Consider the following 15,749-nt stretch of genomic DNA (forward strand, 5'->3'; position numbering starts at 1 on the left):
TATGTTCAGCACAGCTCGAGCGCGCGGCCCTGCCCCATCAGGTAGGGGTCCGACTTCACGCTCGTGGCGGACTGGAAGACGATATCGAACTGCCCGTTGCGGTTGGCACGTCCGATCCGTGTCCAGACATCGGCATGTCCCCAGACCGGATTGATCGAGACGCAGCCTTGCGGCGCGTCGAATTCGGCGCCCATCACCCAGGAACGCAAGCAGCGCGTATCCAGCGAGTTCGTCGCTTCCAGCGACTTCGCGAAGACATTGACCTGGAAGTAGGACGATTCCAGGCACATGTTCGTCGGCTCATCATCGCCGTAGCGCTTGTGATAGCGGGCGACGAAATCCGAATTGCGCTCGTTCTCGACGCATTGGAAATAGGCCGCTGCGGTGTAGTGCCCTTCCCCGACATCGTGACCCATTTCCCGGATCTCGGCCTCGGTGGTGGTCAGGCTGGCGATCGGGACTGTCTTCGGGTTCAGGCCGAGATCGTGATAGGCCTGATAGAGGAAGGTGGTGGATTCACCGACGACGGTCGAGAAGATGACGTCGGGCTGGGCGCGCTTGATCTCGCGTAGCAGGGGCACGAACTCGCTGCGGTCAGCCTCCAGCCGCAAGTACTGCTCGCCGACGACCGTGCCGCCATTGCTGCGGACGAGATCGCGCATCACCCGGTTGGATTCCCGCGGATAGATGTAGTCGGAGCCGATGAAGAAGAAGCGGGTGCCGAATTGCTGCATCAGCGCCCGGCAGAGCTGCACGGAATTCTGGTTCGGCGTCGCACCCGTATAGATGACGTTGGGCGAAAACTCGAAACCCTCGTAGAGCGTCGGATACCAGAGCAGGCCGTCGAGCCGCTCGACCACGGGCAGGACGGCCTTGCGACTCGAAGACGTATAGCAGCCGAAAATCGTGCTGACCCCGTCCTCGACCATCAGCCGCTTGGCATATTGGCCATAGGAACGGGCATCCGAGCCCGGATCGTAGATCACCGGCTCGATCGGCCGGCCGTGAATACCGCCGCGATCGTTGATCTCATCGATCGCGATCAGGGTTCCGCGCAGCTGCGTCTCTTCGATGACCGACATGAAGCCGGTCCGCGAAAACAGCACACCCACACGCCACGGAGCGGATGTCCGCTCTACGCAACGAACCGCTTTTTTCATCGTTTCTTATCTCCTCCCGCGTCCCTCAACGCGTTGGGCGGCATCTCGTTCTTTGCGCTCGCCCTGAGTAATTCCGCTCAGGCAACCCCTTTCGGCCGTCCCTCCGCCAAACAAAAATGCCCCCACGACCGGGGGTTTGCCCGATCGATGGAGGCAGCATCGCCTGTTATGTTGCCGCAGCCTCATTGCTGCGCCTGAAACGCTAGTGGGACAAATGCTAGTTTCAGAATGCCGGGTATGTCAACGAGGTGTCCGCTGCTCGCAGCACTCCTCCTCCCGCTATTGCAGGGCGCAAGTAAGGTCAGTTCGGTACGGTCGTCGCTGACGGCATGAGCCGCCGGCCGCGAAGGGAGGTGAGCGCATCAAGCTTGCTGCTTCCTTGCGCTCAAAGTCCACTTCTCGGATGCGTGTCAGTTTCCGCTCCTGGCGCTGAACTGACGCTGTCAACCTCCGGCTTTAGGCAAACTGGTTGGCTGATCGGTCCAATAGCCGGACGAGGGGCCTCAGTGTTGGCGTAAGGGGAGCAGCTTCTACCCGAGCATTTTGCCGAGGCGCCGGCATAGGCGCCGCGGCTATCCGTTATACTTTCTCGTCGCGAGTGAGCCGCCAGAGAAGATAGATCCCGCCGAGCAATCCGGTAGTCAGCCCGATCGGCAGATTGAGGCCGGACGGAACGCGCTGGCTGATCAGGTCCGCCGCCAGCAGCAGGACCGCGCCCATCGCCGCGCCCGGCAGCAGCGGCACATCCGGCGCGCGGCACAGGCGCTGCGCGAGCTGTGGGCCGGCCAGAGCGATGAAGGCGATCGGCCCGGCTGCTGCGGTTGCCATCGCGGTCAGAGCGACGGCCGTCATCACCATGGCAAGCCGCGTACGCTCGACGGGGACGCCGAGCTGGCTGGCGGCATCGTCGCCCATTTCGAGCAGAGCGAGGCGCCGGGCATTCAGGAGCGCGACGGGCACGATCAGCGTCAGGCCGAGAGCGGCCGGAGCGGCATGCGACCAGCTGCGCGCCGTCAGCGAGCCCGCCAGCCAGATCTGGGCGGAGATCGAACGGTCGAGATCGCTCGCCACCAGCAGGATCGTGTTGACACCGGACAGGGTTGCGCCGACGCCGATGCCGACCAGCACGAGCCGGTAGCCGCCGGTGACGCGCCCCTTCAACGCGAGCAGGAAGACGAGCGCGGCCGTCGCTATCCCCGACAGCACCGCCGCCAGCGCGACGGCGAAAGGATCGGCACCGAACAGAATGATCTGCACGATCGCGCCCGTCGCCGCTCCGGTGGTGAAGCCGATGATGTCAGGCGAGCCGAGGGCGTTGCGCGAGATCGACTGGAAGATCGCGCCGGCCATGCCGAGCGCCGCCCCGACGCAAGCCGCGGTGACGACGCGCGGAAGGCGCAGGCCCCAGATCACACGCTCGGCCATCGGGTTTTCGCCCCTGCCGAACAAGGCGGCAGCGACCTCGGCCGGCGCGAAGGCAAGCGTGCCCGTGCCGAGCAGGACGACGGCGAGGGCAAGAGCTATCCCGGCAAGGACCGCGCAGACCAGCGCAGTGCGCGGCCGCCAGCGCAGCGAGAGCGAACCGACCCTGAACGTTGAGGACGCGCTCATGGCCGGCTCACCCGGAAACGGCGCACGGCCATGATGAAGAAGGGGCCGCCGAGCAGCGTCGCGACAATGCCGGCGGCAATCTCGGACGGGGCAGCGACCACACGCCCGATCACATCGGCGCCGAGCAAGAGGAGCGCGGCGAACAGCGCCGAGCTAGGCAGGATCCAGCGATGATCCGGGCCGACGAGCGCGCGCGCCAGATGCGGCGCGATCAGGCCAATGAAGCCGATCGGCCCGGCTGCGGCGGTGGCGGCACCGGCCAGCAGCATCACCGCCAGGCAGGCCGACAGCCAGATCGTGCGCGGCTTGACGCCGAGCGCCTGGCCGAGCTCCTGGCCGAGTGCGAGGACGTTGAGACCGCCGACGATCGAAAAGGCGACACCAAAGCCCGCCGCGACGCCGACAGCCAGCACGGCGACCACCTCGAAGCTCGCCCCCTCCACCGAGCCGGCAGCCCAATGGCGGAAATTGTCGAAGGCGATGGGCGATGCGTTGATCACCATGATGCCGGTGATCGCGCCGAGGACGATCGAGAGGCCAGCGCCGGCGAGGACGAGGCGAACGGGATTGGTTCCGGTCTCATGCGCCCGCCCGAGCAGGAACACCACGGCGCCGGCAAGGCCCGCTCCGAGCGCGGCGAGCCAGACATAATGGATAGGCCGCGTCAGGCTGAGCAGGGTCACCCCGAGTACGACAGCGACCGCCGCGCCCGCATTGATGCCGAGCAGGCCGGGCTCGGCCAGCGCATTGCGGGTGACTGCCTGCATGATCGCTCCGGCCAAGCCGAGCGCGGCGCCGGCGAGGGCAGCCGTGATCAGCCGCGGCACCCGCAACTGCCAGACGACCAGATGCAGATCATCGCCGGGATCATAGGCGCGCAGCGCGGCAAGGACGGTGGCGGGCGGGATCGGCCGCGAGCCGACCGCCAGGCTCGCCAGCGCCAGCAGGCCGAGCACGATGATGCCGATGGCGAGCCACCACCGGCGCCTATGCCATCTCATCGCCTGGCGAAGCTCTCGCGCAGCCGCTCGATGATCTGGCGCCCGGAATAGGGATCGATCCGGAAGGAGGTCAGCCCGAGCGGATAGACCCGCTTGCTCGCGACGGCCGGGTGATTGGCAAGCACCGGCTCGGCCAGGAAGGCCTCGACATCCTTGTCGGTCGCGCGCAGCAGGAGAACGGTGTCGGCGGCGATCGCAGCCGAGAGGTTCTCGCGCGAGAAGAACTCGAAATCCGAGGGACGCGCCGAATTCGGCTTCAGCTCCGGCGGCAGGCCGACCACCTCGAAGCCCAGCGCCGAGACGAGCTTGGAAACCGGGCTCGCGGTCCGCGCCACCGAATAGCTGCCGGCGATATTGTAGCCGACAATGCTGGCCTTCGTGCCGTTCGCGGCGATGGCAGCCGCTGCGGCGCCGAGATCGGCATCGAAGCGGGCGATCGCGGCCGCCGCCTCCTGTTCCAGGCCGGTCGCCTGGCCGAGTTCGGTTGCGAGTTCCTGCCAGCTCCGGCTGGAATAATCGACCACCAGCGTCGGGACGCCAAGCGCTTCCAGCTCAGCCCGATGCTGGAGGATGCTGTCGGCGCCGGTGGTCGAGGCGATCACCAGGTCCGGCTTCCAGCCGAGCACCGCCTCGATGTCGAATTTTAGGTTGGGATAGAGCACCTTGACGCCGCGTTTGTCGGCATCATCTGCCCATTGCGAGAAGAAGCCCTTGGCGTCGGTGAGCGGGCTCGGCGTCGTCGCCGTGCTCGCCAGCAGGGGCGCCTCGATCGCCAGCAGGATGCCGGTGACGCTCGGCGTGGTCGAGACGATGCGCAGCGGCTTCCTGGCCAGCGTCAACTCGCCGGCGGCGTGCCGGATAGTGCGGGGCCAGCCCGCCTCCTGGCTCCGGGCCGGCAGGCCAATCCCGCTGAGGGCAGCCGCGAGGGTGATGATAGCGATGAGGAGCTTGATGAAGGGCATCGTCGATCTATCTGGCCGGTGTCGTCTTGCGGACCGGGAACCGGGCTCCGCCACGCGCTGCACGTCGAAGCGCATGCACACCATTCCTCATGACGGATCGTATCCCGCCATGCAATATGGACTGGGATCAGGGAGTCAGTTATCGAATGTAAAACTGCCAGCGGTGACTGCTTTACCACAACAAGAACCGAAAGGGATGCCGTCGAAGGCCACGAATTCGACGGCGTCGACTGTAAATTGGAAGAATTGAAAAGTACTACGCAGCCCGATTCTCGCCTTCATGCGGATGCACTCACGCTCCGCTACGAAGCGCGCACGATTTCGACCGGTCTCTCGGTCGCGATCGCCGACGGCTCGTTCACCGTGATCGTCGGACCCAATGCCTGCGGCAAGTCGACCCTGCTGCGGGCCCTGTCGCGCTTGCTCACGCCAGCCGCCGGCCAGGTGATCCTCGACGGACAGCAGATCGGTGAGCGCCCGGCCAAGGAGGTCGCGCGGCGCCTCGGCCTCCTGCCGCAGAGCGCGATCGCCCCTGACGGCATCAGCGTCGCCGACCTCGTCGCCCGCGGCCGCTATCCGCATCAGTCCTTCCTGCGGCAATGGTCGGGGGCGGATGAAGCGGCGGTCGCCGCCGCGATGCGGGCGACGCGCGTCGACACGCTTTCAACGCGCCCGGTCGACGAACTCTCCGGCGGGCAGCGCCAGCGGGTCTGGATCGCGATGGTGCTGGCGCAGGAAACGCCGATCCTGCTGCTCGACGAGCCAACGACCTTCCTCGACATCGCCCACCAGATCGAGCTGCTCGACCTGCTCGCCGAGCTCAATGCGCAGGGACGGACGATCGTTGCGGTGCTGCACGACCTCAACCAGGCCTGCCGCTACGCCTCGCATCTCATCGCGATGAAGGACGGCGCGATCGTCGCAGAGGGAGGCCCGGCGGGCATCGTCACAGCCGAGCTGATCAAAGAGGTCTTCGGCCTGTCCTGCATCGTCATCCCCGACCCGGTCGCGGGAACCCCACTGATCGTGCCTAAGGGGCAGGCGCGAGCACCGAACTCCGGCGACCGGTCGAACTGACCATGACCAAGCAGCTTCACATCGGATTGAGCCTGACGCCGACCTGGCTGAAAGGCCGGACGGCGGATGATCCGGACGCCCCGCCGTCCCGCGATCCCGTCGCGTTCAATCTCGCGCTGACCCGGATGGCGGAGCAGGCCAAGCTCGATTTCGTCTTCAAGCCCGACTATCTCCTGCTGCACCCCGGCGCCGCCGGCAGCGGTTTCGTCGGCCTCGACCCGACGCTGCTGCTGACCGCGCTCGCTTGCCAGACCGACAGGATCGGCCTCGTCACCACCGTCTCGACCAGCTTCAACCCGCCCTTCGTGGTGGCGCGCCAGATCCAGTCGCTGCACTGGATCAGCCAAGGGCGCGTCGGGCTCAACATCGTCACCTCGATCGAGGGCGCGGAGAATTTCGGCGATGCGCCGATGCCGCCGCCGGAGGTCCGCTATCGCAAGGCCGCCGAGTTCACTGATGTCATGCGCACGCTCTGGCAGAGCTATCCGCATGAGGCACTAACGGGTGCGGCGCCGAGCGCCACGATCGACCATCGCGGCGAATTCTTCAGCGTGAAAGGGCCGCTCAACGTGCCCGGCCACGCGGCGGGGCCGCCGCCTTTGTTCCAGGCCGGCGCCTCCGATGTCGGGCGCGACTTCGCCTCCTCGATCGCCGATGCGACCTTCGCCGCCATGCCCGATCGCGAGGCCGGCATCGAGTTGCGTAGCGATCTGCGCCGGCGCGCGCAGGGGCATGGCCGCAATCCGGATTCGGTGCGGGTGCTGCCGGGCCTGCATTTCTTCCTCGCCGAGACACGCAAAGAAGCCTGGGCACTGCATGCGCGGGCGCATGCCGATCTCACAGCAGAGCAGCGCCGCAAGATGGTGAAGTCCGTCCTCGGGCTAGATCTCGGCGACCTTCCGCCCGAGGCGCGGGTGACGCCGGAGATGCTGCCGCCGCTCGACACACCGGTGCGCAGCCGCACCCATGCCGAGCTGCTGCGGCGCTTCATCGAGACGAACGAACCGACGGTGGCGCAGGTGCTGGCCCGGCCGGAAGTCGTCGGCTCGGCCCATTGGGTCTGCGTCGGAAGCGTCGACGACGTCCTCGCAGAGATCACCGACTGGTTCGAGGCCGGGGCGATCGACGGCTTCATCGCGATCCCTGGCGGCTCGATGCAATCGCTGCGCCTGTTCATGGAGGAACTGGTGCCGGCCCTGGCGCGGCGGGGCCTGTTCCGCAGCGACTATGAGGGCACGACGCTGCGCCAGCATCTGCGGATCGACGCGGAGCAATAGTAAGGCTCAGGCGCCGCCCGAGTCCCGTGTCGCCGCCTGAGCCGCCGCGAACAGGGCGGCGCGATGCCCCTCGGATTCGGCCGTCTTGACGAACGAGACGGTGGTGACGACGCAGGCGATCTCGCCAAGCGCATTGAATACCGGCGCCGCCTTGCCGGTCAGTAGCGAGAACAGGTGCTCGTTCAGCTCCGCGCCGCCGTCACGCCTGACGGAATCGAGCATCTCGGCCGGCGGGCGGCTGCCGCGGAAGGAGGCTGGCTGCAGCTTGCGTGCGGCGGCGATCGCCTCCTTCGGCAGATGCGCCTGGAAGACGAAGCCGCAGGCGGTGTTGTCGAGCGGCAGGACGTCGCCCAGCGTCACCGTGCTGAGCGCGAAATCGGTGTTGCGGTACCAGCGCACGATGGTCGGGCCGCGCTCGGTCCAGATCGCGACGCCGCAGCTGGCGGCGATATCGGACGCCAGCGTCTTCATCGCCCGCGCCGCGACCTCGACGGCGTCGATGCGCCTGAGCGCGCGGACCCCGATGCTGAGCGCGACCGGGCCGAGATCGTAATGGCCGGTGACGTCGTCCTGCGCCGCCAGCCCCTCCCGCACCAGGCTCTGCATATAGCGATGGGCGGTGGACGAGCCGGTACGCGCCCGCCGGGCGATCTCGCCCAGCACCAGAGGCCCGTCCGCCTTGGCCAGGATGTCGAGAAAGCGGGCGGCGATCGAGACCGACTGGATCGTCGGCGAGCGTTTGGTGCTGAGGCTGGTCGTCATGCGAATCGCGGCAGGAAAGCGCGGCAGATGCCGGCCCACGCTTTGTGACACCGGGAGCCCGCCGGGGACAAGCACCGCCCTCATTCGAGCCCTTCCAAACACCGCGCCACGCTAGGCCCAAGAACTGCGACCGGAAAAGCACAGCGGGACGCCAATACGGCGATCTTGTGCTCGCTTCATGTTGACATGTGGAACGCATCCCACACTGTAGGATCATTCAATGTGACCTCGCGAGCCACGGCCCTGTCCCCAGCCAGCGAGATTTGACCGGGTGGTGGGGAACATCATGTCGTCCAAGCTTGTCCTGATGCGTAGCGTGAGCTTCGCATCGCTCATCGCCGTCGCGGCGGGGATGCCGGCCTTCGCGCAGAGCAATCCGGCTCCGACCGCAGGGACGATCGAGCTCGATGCGATCACGGTCACCGGTGAGAAGGTCGAGCGCGATCTGAAGAACACCGCGTCGTCGGTCTCGGTCATCACCGACAAGGACATCGCCCGGGAGCACACCGGCAATGCGACCGTTTCCGAGATCCTCGTCGGTACCCCCAACGTGACCTACACCGACACGGTCAGCGCCCCGATCATCCGCGGCCAGGACACGCAAGGCCCGCTCACCGGCCAGAACTCTTTCTGGGGCGGCACGGTGCCGCGCGCGACGATCAATGTCGACGGCCACTATCTCAGCTACAACGAGTTCTATTTCGGCGCGACCTCGCCCTGGGACGTCAAGAGCATCGAGGTGTTCCGCGGGCCGCAGACGACCTCGCAGGGCGCCAACGCCATCGCCGGCGCGATCATCGTCAACACCAAGGATCCGACCTTCACCCGCGAAGCCGGCTTCCTGACCGAGTTCGGCAGCTATGCGACGCGGCGCGCGGCGTTGATGCTGTCGGGGCCGATCATCAAGGACCAGCTCGCCGGGCGCATCACGCTCGACTATTCCGGCCGCGACACTTTCATCGACTATATCAGCCCGAACTTCCAGACGCGCTATGCCGACCAGGATTTCCGCAATCTGAACCTGCGCGCCAAGCTGCTGTGGCGCCCGAGCGAACTGCCCGGCTTCGAGGCGAAGCTCACCTATTCGCGCAATGAGAGCAACCGGCCGAGCCAGGAGGCAGCGTCGGCCCCCTTCGACCGGCTGAAGCACATCACCACGACGATGCCGAGCTTCCGGCAGAACAGCAACACCGGCATCCTCGACCTCAGCTACGATTTCGGCAACCGCTTCAAGGTCTTCAACCAGACCCAATACACCGACCTCTCGGTGAGCCGGAAGACGGGCCTGCTCGGCAATGGCGACGCCTATATCGACCAGCGCAACATCTCGAACGAGCTCAGGGTAACCTATGGCGACCAGAGCGACGTCCTCAGCGGCGTCGCCGGCATCTACTACGCCCACACCAAGACCGACGAGATCCTCTATCTCACCGGCCAGTCGACCTTCGACGACACCAAGCGCAATCTCGGCGTCTTCGGCGAGCTGAGCTACCGCCTGACCGATCGCTGGACCTTCACCGGCTCGCTGCGCTTCCAGCAGGACCAGATCGAGCGCGTCGGCCGCACCGTCTTCGCGGCGCAGGGCGTCGACTATGACAAGACCTTCCAGGCCGTGCTGCCGAAGGCCTCGATCGCCTATGCGGTGACGCCGGACTGGACCGTCGGCGCGCTGGTCAATCGCGGCTACAATCCCGGCGGCGTCTCGCTCAACCTCACCGCCGGCCAGTGGCAGCCGTTCAAGGAGGAGACGCTGTGGAACTATGAGCTGTTCACCCGCGCCAGCCTGCTGAACAACCGGCTGAACGTCAGCGGCAACCTGTTCTACACCGACTTCCAGAACGCCCAGTACTTCATCCCGGTCGTGCTCACGACAGGCGTGGTCCAGTCCTATGCGATCAATGCCGAGAAGGCCCATGCCTATGGCCTTGAGGTCAGCGCCGATTATCGCCTGCTCGACAATCTGACGCTGAAGGCGGGCGCCGGCCTGCTGCGCACCGAGATCGACAAGATCTCCGCCAATACCGGCTACAAGGGCAACGAGTTCGCGAAGTCGCCGGGCTACATGCTGAGCTTCGGCGTGAGCTGGGACGTCACCAGCAAGCTCAACCTCACCGCCCAGCTGCGCCACACCGACGGCTACTATTCCGACGTCGCCAATACGCGCCTCTACCTGATCAAGCCCTATACGATCGCCGACATGCGGGCGAGCTATCAGGTCACCGACAATCTGCAGGTCTACGGTTACGTGAAGAACATCTTCGACGAGCGCGCGCCGACCTATATGCAGCAGAACCGCGGCATCGGCGGCACCGAGGCGAGCATGACCGAGCCGCGCATGTTCGGCGCCGGCATCAAGGGCACGTTTTGACCAAGCGCACATAGCGCGCCTGACGAGGCGGGCCGGCGGAGCGATCGCGCCCGCCGCGCCCCTACCCACTCCTAATGTCCTGCAAGGAGGTTCGTATGAACGATCTGTCGCGCCCGGCTGCGCCGCCGCCCGGCCCGCCTTTGCGCCTGCTCCAGCAGATCGCCGCCTATCGCACCTCCCATTGCATCCGCACCGCGGTCGAGCTCGGCATTCCGGCCTTGCTGCAGGAGGGGCCAAAGACCGCCGGCGAACTCGCCGAACGCATCGGCGGCAAGGTCGAGCTGCTGGCAAGGCTGCTCGGGCATCTCGTTAATGAAGAGATCATCGGCCGTGATGATGCAGGCCGCTATGTCGCCCTGCCGACGACGCGCGCCCTCGTTCCCGGTCATCCCCATTCGCTGGTGCCCTGGGTCCGCTTCGAGCTCGATCCGCTGCACGGGCGCGCGTGGGAGCGGCTCGGCGAGCAGATCCGGCGCGGCACGCCTGCCTTCGAGCTCGCCCATGGTAGCCCGTTCTTCAGCTGGCTCGGTCAGGACGAAGGGGCGCAGGAGCGCTTCGACATCCAGATGCGCGCGATCGCGACGGCGCTGATCGGCGTCGCGGTGCGCCACATCCAGTTCGCGGCCGGCGAGACGATCGTCGATGTCGGCGGTGGCGACGGCTCGCTGCTGGCGGAGTTGCTCAGCCGCAATCCCGGCACCACCGGCGTGCTCTACGAGCTGCCGCGAGCGACCGAGGCGCTCAATCCGCGCTTCGCCGAGCTGGTGCAGGCCGGGCGCGCCCGGGTTCAGCACGGCTCGTTCTTCGACGAGATCCCGTCCGGCGGCGACGTCTATGTCTTCAGCCGGATCCTGCACGACTTCGACGACGAGGCCGCCGGCCGCATCCTCGCCAATGCGAAAGCCGCGACCGAGGGACCGGAGCGTTTCGTCGTGGTCGACATCATGGTCGATCCCGCCCGCGCCAGGCCGAACGAAACCTCGCAGGACCTGCTGATGATGGTGCTGATGGGCGGGCAGGAACGCAGCGCCGGCGAGTTCTCGCAGCTGCTGGCCGCGAGCGGTTTCGAGACCGCCTCGGTCACGCCGACCGCCTCGCCCTTCCATATCCTCGAATTCCGCCACCCGCGCTGAGGCGGGTGGCGCGTCAGCTCGATCAAGCCAGGAGCAGCACCCGCGTCAGCAGCAGATCACCGAGGCGTGCAAAGCGGGCTTCGATCTCGCGGCCGGCCGGGAACTCCGGCGACAGCTCCTCGACGAGGCGCAGGCGCGCCGTGCCCTGGCCGTCCCAGGCGATCAGCTCGGAGAGCTGGTAGGACATCGGCCGGCGCAGCAGCGGATGGAGCGCCTTGAACAGGCTCTCCTTGGCCGAGAAGGCCAGCGTCACCGAGAAGGGGTCATTCGCAAGATAGCGGCGTTCCCAAGGTGTCAGTGCCTCGGGCGCGATCTCGCCCACCGCCCGCCCGTCCATGACCCGCTCGATATCGAGGCCGATGCCGAGACAGCTGTCCGCGCGGGCAGCGATCGCGACGGCCATGTCACCGCTATGCGAGATCGAACCGAGCGTGCCGCCTGGCCATAGCGGCGAGCGATCGGGCGCCATGCCGGGACAGGCGCCCTGCCCAGTCAGCGACCTCAGCGCTTCGCTGGCGCAGCGCCGGCCGGCCAGCCATTCGGCGCGGCGCCGGGGCGCGGCGCGCGCGATGCGATCCGGCAGGACGATGCCGTAGTCTGCCGGACCGGGCTCGCGCGAAAACCGTATCGCAACGCAGCGATAGTCGATGGGCTCGCCTTGCCAGGGATGGAGCAGCTTTGGCCGGCTCTCCATCGAGGCTCCGGCCCGGCTCAAGCCGCCAGGCGGCGCTGCTCGATCAACGACCACCAGCCGTTCAGCGTCGGCACGCGGGCGAGATCGTCGAAGCCGACGATGACGCCGCGTTCCTTCAACTCGCCGGCGAGGACCATGACCTGCACGGAATCGAGGCCGTAATAGATCAGATTCTCCTCAGGATCGAGCTCGGTCTCGTCCTCGACCAGCTCGAGCACGCGCGCCTGCAGCCATTCGCGCGTCGCCTGCGGACGCTCCGCCACCCCCGCCAGGCTCTCGGTCGAGACCAGCGCGCCGCAGCGCGTCGCGACATAACGCAGCGCCATCAGGTGCTCGGCCTCGGAGAAATCGGCGACGGCGTCGCCGACCAGGAAGGGCTGGATGTCGCTCATGAAGGCATCGACTGCCGTCACCATGCAGCCGATATGGGCGTAGACGCCGCCGATCACCAGCTGGTCGCGACCGAGCGCGTGCATCCGCTCCAGCAGGTTCGAACGCTTGAAGGCGCTGTAGCGCCATTTGGTCAGGACGATATCCTCCGGCCCCGGCGTCAATTCGGTGACGACCTCCTGGAGGTCGGGCGCGGCCACGGTGAGACCAGGCCCCCACATGTCATTGAGCAGAGCGCGGTCTCCGTGCGGCTGCTCATGCGGCTGGGCCGTGTAGACCACGGGCACGCCATTGGCCCGCGCCCAGTCGCGCAGGCGCACGAGATTGCCGATCAGCTGCGGCAGCAGCCGGCCCTTCGCATCGTAGAAGCGCAGGAAGTAGCGCTGCATGTCATGGATCAGCAGGACGGCGCGCTTCGGATCGGGCCGCCATTGCGTGCGGTTGGCCGGGAAGGCGCTCGGCTCCGGCATCGGATAGTCGGTGATCTGCGGAATGGCCATGGGATCTCTCAACACATGGGGAAGGGGTCAGGCGAGCTCGGCGCGCAGGCGCTTCTTGTCGATCTTGCCGACGGGGGTGAGCGGCATCGTCTCGATGAAGCGGACGCGGTCCGGGAGCTTGTATTCGGCGACGCCGAGCTCCAGCAGGTGCCGCCTCAATGCCGGTCCACGCAGGGCGGCATCGCGGGCGACGATGAAGGCGCAGCTCTTCTCACCGAGCAGCACATCCTGCATGGCGACGAGCGCTGCATGCGTCACCTCAGGATGGCGCAGCAGGAGGTTCTCGATCTCCTCGGCCGCGACCTTCTCGCCGCCGCGATTGATCTGGTCCTTGACGCGGCCGACCACGCGCAGATAGCCGCCGCTGACACGCTGGACCACATCGCCGGAGTAGTAGAACCCGTCCGCGTCGAAAACCTTCGCGCTGTGCTCGGGCGCGCGGTAATAGCCGCGGAAGGTGTAGGGGCCACGCGTCGCCAACTCGCCGCTGGCTCCCTCCGGAACGGGATCGCCGTCCTCGTCGACGATCTTGATCTCGTCATCGGGGCTGATCGGCCGACCCTGGGTGGTGAAGACGAGTTCATCGTCGTCACCGAAACGGGTGTAGTTCACCAGCCCCTCGGCCATGCCGAAGACCTGCTGCAGCGCGCAGCCGAACACGTCAGGCACCTGCCGCGCCAGCGCCTCGGCAAAGCTGGCGCCGCCGACCTGCATCAGCTTGAGCGAGTCGATAGCCGGCTTCTGCCGGCCTGCCGCCTCGAGCCAGAGCGCCACGGCCGTCGGCACCAGCGCGACCATGTCGACCCGGTGCTTCTCGATCAGCGAGAAGCAGGCGAGTGGCTCGGGGCTCGCCGCCAGCACGACACAGCCGCCGGCATGGAAGACGCCGAGCGCGCCCGGCGATGACAGCAGGAAATTGTGCCCGGCTGGCAGCGCGCAGAGGAAGCGCGTTTGCGGCGAAAGCCTGCAAATCTCCGCACTCGCCCGGACGCTGTAGTCGTAGTCGTTATGGGTGCGCGGGATCAGCTTCGGCGTGCCGGTGCTGCCGCCGGAGAGCTGGAAGAAGGCGACCTCATCCGCTGGCGATGGCGAGCCGGCCGGCGCGGCGCTGGTCTCGGACGCCAGCCAGCGTTCGAGATCGTTATAGGCCCGGTTGCCGCCGAGCAGGAGCACGAGCGACAGGCGCGGCGAGAGCGTCCTGAGCTCGGCGGTGAAGCTGTCATCGGCGAAGAGCTCGTGCGCCCGGGCCCCGACCACCAGACTTGGCTCGATCTGCTGCGCATAGGAGGCCATCTCCAGCTTGCGATGGCTGAAGAGCGCGTTGACCGGAGCGACGCCGATCTTCAGCAGCGCGAAGAAGACGATGTAGAACTCGGCGCAGTTCGGCAGCTGCACCAGCGCCGTATCGCCCTGTCCGAGCCCGGCTTCGCTCAATCGGAAGGCAAGACTGGATGCGCGCCGGTCGAGCTCGGCGTAGCTGATCTGCCTGTCGCCGCAGATGATCGCCACCGCGTCGGGGCGCTCCTGCCGCTGTGTGTCGAGGATGCGGGTCAGTGGCTGGTCGAGCCAGTAGCCGCGCTCGCGATAGCGCGAGGCGAGCTCCGCCGGCCAGCGCTGGAATTCGGTCATCATCTCGGCTCTCCGAAAGCTCAGGCAGCCAGGCCGCAGGCGCTGAGCATGGTGCCCAGCTTGGCCTGGACTTCCTCCCATTCGGAGGCTGGATTCGAGGCTTCGACGATGCCCGCGCCGGCGAAGAGCCGCAGCGTGTCGTGCCGGGCGATGCCGCAGCGGATTGTGATCGCCCATTCGCCATTGCCCTGGGCGTCGCACCAGCCGACCAGGCCGGTAAACAGGCCGCGCTCGAACGGCTCGACATAGCGGATCAGCTTGTGCGCGCTCTCGGTCGGGAAACCGCAGACAGCTGGCGTCGGGTGGACGATGCAGGCGAGTTGGAGCGCGGTCATCGCCGGGTCCTTCAGCGCGCCCTCGATCCGGGTCGAGAGATGCCACATCGCCGCCGTGCTCATCAGCGATGGCGCATCGGGAACATCGAGGTCCGCGCAAAGCGGCGCGAGGATCGCCTGGATGTTCTCGATCACCAGCCGGTGCTCGTACTGGTCCTTCTCGGAGCGTTCCAGGCCGTCGGCCGCGGCTCTGTCGGCATCGGGATCGCGTTGGCGTTTGGCCGACCCGGCAAGCGGGTTCGAGACGATCCGGCCACCCTCCTTGCGGATCAGTAATTCCGGGCTGACCCCGACCAGCTCGCCTTCGTCGGGCAGAGGGATCCTGAACAGATAGCCCTGGCTGTTCTGGGCGCGCAGGCTGGCCAGCAGCCGGCCAACATCCATGCTGTCGGCGAAACGCAGCTCGCGGACCACCGACAGCACCGCCTTGCGGACATCGCTGTGGCGGAAATTGACGATGGCGTGCTCGACGGCCTTCTTGAAGCCGTCCTCGTCCGGAAGGCTGCGCTGGTCAAGCAGGTTGGGAACGCCTGATGGTTCGGTTGGCGGCTGCGCAAGAGCGGCCTGCTCGCGCCACTCATACGCCGCCGGAACATAGAGGCAGGAAGGCTCCCGCACATCGAAGGGAATGGCGCCGATCAAGATCGGATTGTCCTGACCTGTCCGCCGTGCCCGCTCGAAGGCGGCCTCAACTGCCGCGTGCAGACCTTGTCCACGCTCCCGTCCGCCCCGGGCTGGCACTGAGACACATTCGTGAACGCCGGAAGAAAGTAATTCTTTCCCATTTGATGCAAATAAAGCACCAAATTTGAAATTAACGTTCTGTTGCAAACCTAAATTTTCCAGCATT

General features: G+C 66.6%; 13 protein-coding genes. 4 read left to right on the plus strand and 9 right to left on the minus strand.

Annotated elements, in window-relative coordinates; all coding sequences use genetic code 11:
• Window positions 1-5 precede the first annotated feature (5 nt).
• The 4 genes from ACWIGM_RS22540 to fepB all read right to left on the minus strand — a co-directional run bounded on the left by ACWIGM_RS22540 (window position 6) and on the right by fepB (window position 4,734).
• The gene (locus tag ACWIGM_RS22540) at window positions 6-1,160 is read right to left on the minus strand and encodes a transporter substrate-binding domain-containing protein (RefSeq protein ID WP_454028205.1); all 1,155 of its coding nucleotides are present in this window, start codon (window positions 1,158-1,160) and stop codon (window positions 6-8) included.
• Between the two features lie 579 nt (window positions 1,161-1,739).
• Window positions 1,740-2,771, minus strand: coding sequence for a FecCD family ABC transporter permease (locus ACWIGM_RS22545; protein WP_454028206.1), 1,032 nt, complete (start codon window positions 2,769-2,771; stop codon window positions 1,740-1,742).
• On the minus strand, window positions 2,768-3,772 hold the full coding sequence (locus ACWIGM_RS22550; protein WP_454028207.1) for a FecCD family ABC transporter permease: 1,005 nt from the start codon (window positions 3,770-3,772) through the stop codon (window positions 2,768-2,770). Before ACWIGM_RS22550 ends, ACWIGM_RS22545 begins: the two co-directional genes overlap by 4 nt.
• The gene (gene fepB / locus ACWIGM_RS22555; RefSeq protein ID WP_454028208.1) at window positions 3,769-4,734 is read right to left on the minus strand and encodes a Fe2+-enterobactin ABC transporter substrate-binding protein; all 966 of its coding nucleotides are present in this window, start codon (window positions 4,732-4,734) and stop codon (window positions 3,769-3,771) included. Before fepB ends, ACWIGM_RS22550 begins: the two co-directional genes overlap by 4 nt.
• Before the next feature lie 237 nt (window positions 4,735-4,971).
• Between fepB and ACWIGM_RS22560 the strand changes: the two genes are divergently transcribed.
• The gene (locus ACWIGM_RS22560) at window positions 4,972-5,811 is read left to right on the plus strand and encodes an ABC transporter ATP-binding protein (RefSeq protein ID WP_454028209.1); all 840 of its coding nucleotides are present in this window, start codon (window positions 4,972-4,974) and stop codon (window positions 5,809-5,811) included.
• Window positions 5,808-7,088, plus strand: a complete 1,281-nt coding sequence (locus ACWIGM_RS22565; protein ID WP_454028748.1) for an NtaA/DmoA family FMN-dependent monooxygenase — start codon at window positions 5,808-5,810, stop codon at window positions 7,086-7,088. Before ACWIGM_RS22560 ends, ACWIGM_RS22565 begins: the two co-directional genes overlap by 4 nt.
• Window positions 7,089-7,094: 6 nt before the next feature.
• Here the strand turns inward: ACWIGM_RS22565 and ACWIGM_RS22570 are convergent, their stop codons facing one another.
• Window positions 7,095-7,850: an IclR family transcriptional regulator gene (locus ACWIGM_RS22570; protein ID WP_454028210.1), complete on the minus strand. Its 756-nt coding sequence runs from the start codon at window positions 7,848-7,850 to the stop codon at window positions 7,095-7,097.
• 286 nt (window positions 7,851-8,136) lie between these two features.
• On the opposite strand from ACWIGM_RS22570, the gene ACWIGM_RS22575 reads away from it, so the two are divergent.
• Together ACWIGM_RS22575 and ACWIGM_RS22580 are read left to right on the plus strand one after the other, a co-directional pair.
• The gene (locus ACWIGM_RS22575) at window positions 8,137-10,218 is read left to right on the plus strand and encodes a TonB-dependent receptor (RefSeq protein WP_454028211.1); all 2,082 of its coding nucleotides are present in this window, start codon (window positions 8,137-8,139) and stop codon (window positions 10,216-10,218) included.
• Between the two features lie 95 nt (window positions 10,219-10,313).
• Entirely contained in the window at window positions 10,314-11,351 is a 1,038-nt protein-coding gene (locus ACWIGM_RS22580; RefSeq protein WP_454028212.1) for a methyltransferase, read from the plus strand.
• A 22-nt stretch (window positions 11,352-11,373) separates the two neighbouring features.
• On the opposite strand, the gene ACWIGM_RS22585 is transcribed toward ACWIGM_RS22580, so the two are convergent.
• Genes ACWIGM_RS22585 through ACWIGM_RS22600 form a run of 4 tightly spaced genes read right to left on the minus strand, consistent with a single transcriptional unit; the run spans window position 11,374 to window position 15,748 of the window.
• Window positions 11,374-12,045 carry a 4'-phosphopantetheinyl transferase family protein gene (locus tag ACWIGM_RS22585; RefSeq protein WP_454028213.1) on the minus strand — a complete coding sequence of 224 codons (672 nt, stop codon included), beginning with the start codon at window positions 12,043-12,045 and terminating at the stop codon, window positions 11,374-11,376.
• 17 nt (window positions 12,046-12,062) lie between these two features.
• Complete coding sequence (locus ACWIGM_RS22590) at window positions 12,063-12,935, minus strand: isochorismatase (protein WP_454028214.1); 873 nt, start codon at window positions 12,933-12,935, stop codon at window positions 12,063-12,065.
• 27 nt (window positions 12,936-12,962) lie between these two features.
• A complete protein-coding gene (locus tag ACWIGM_RS22595; protein WP_454028215.1) occupies window positions 12,963-14,567 on the minus strand; it encodes a (2,3-dihydroxybenzoyl)adenylate synthase in 1,605 nt (534 codons plus the stop codon).
• Window positions 14,568-14,584: 17 nt separating this feature from the next.
• Complete coding sequence (locus tag ACWIGM_RS22600; protein ID WP_454028216.1) at window positions 14,585-15,748, minus strand: isochorismate synthase; 1,164 nt, start codon at window positions 15,746-15,748, stop codon at window positions 14,585-14,587.
• Window position 15,749 lies beyond the last annotated feature (1 nt).

It is taken from the genome of Allobosea sp. NPDC055332 (genome assembly GCF_053645455.1).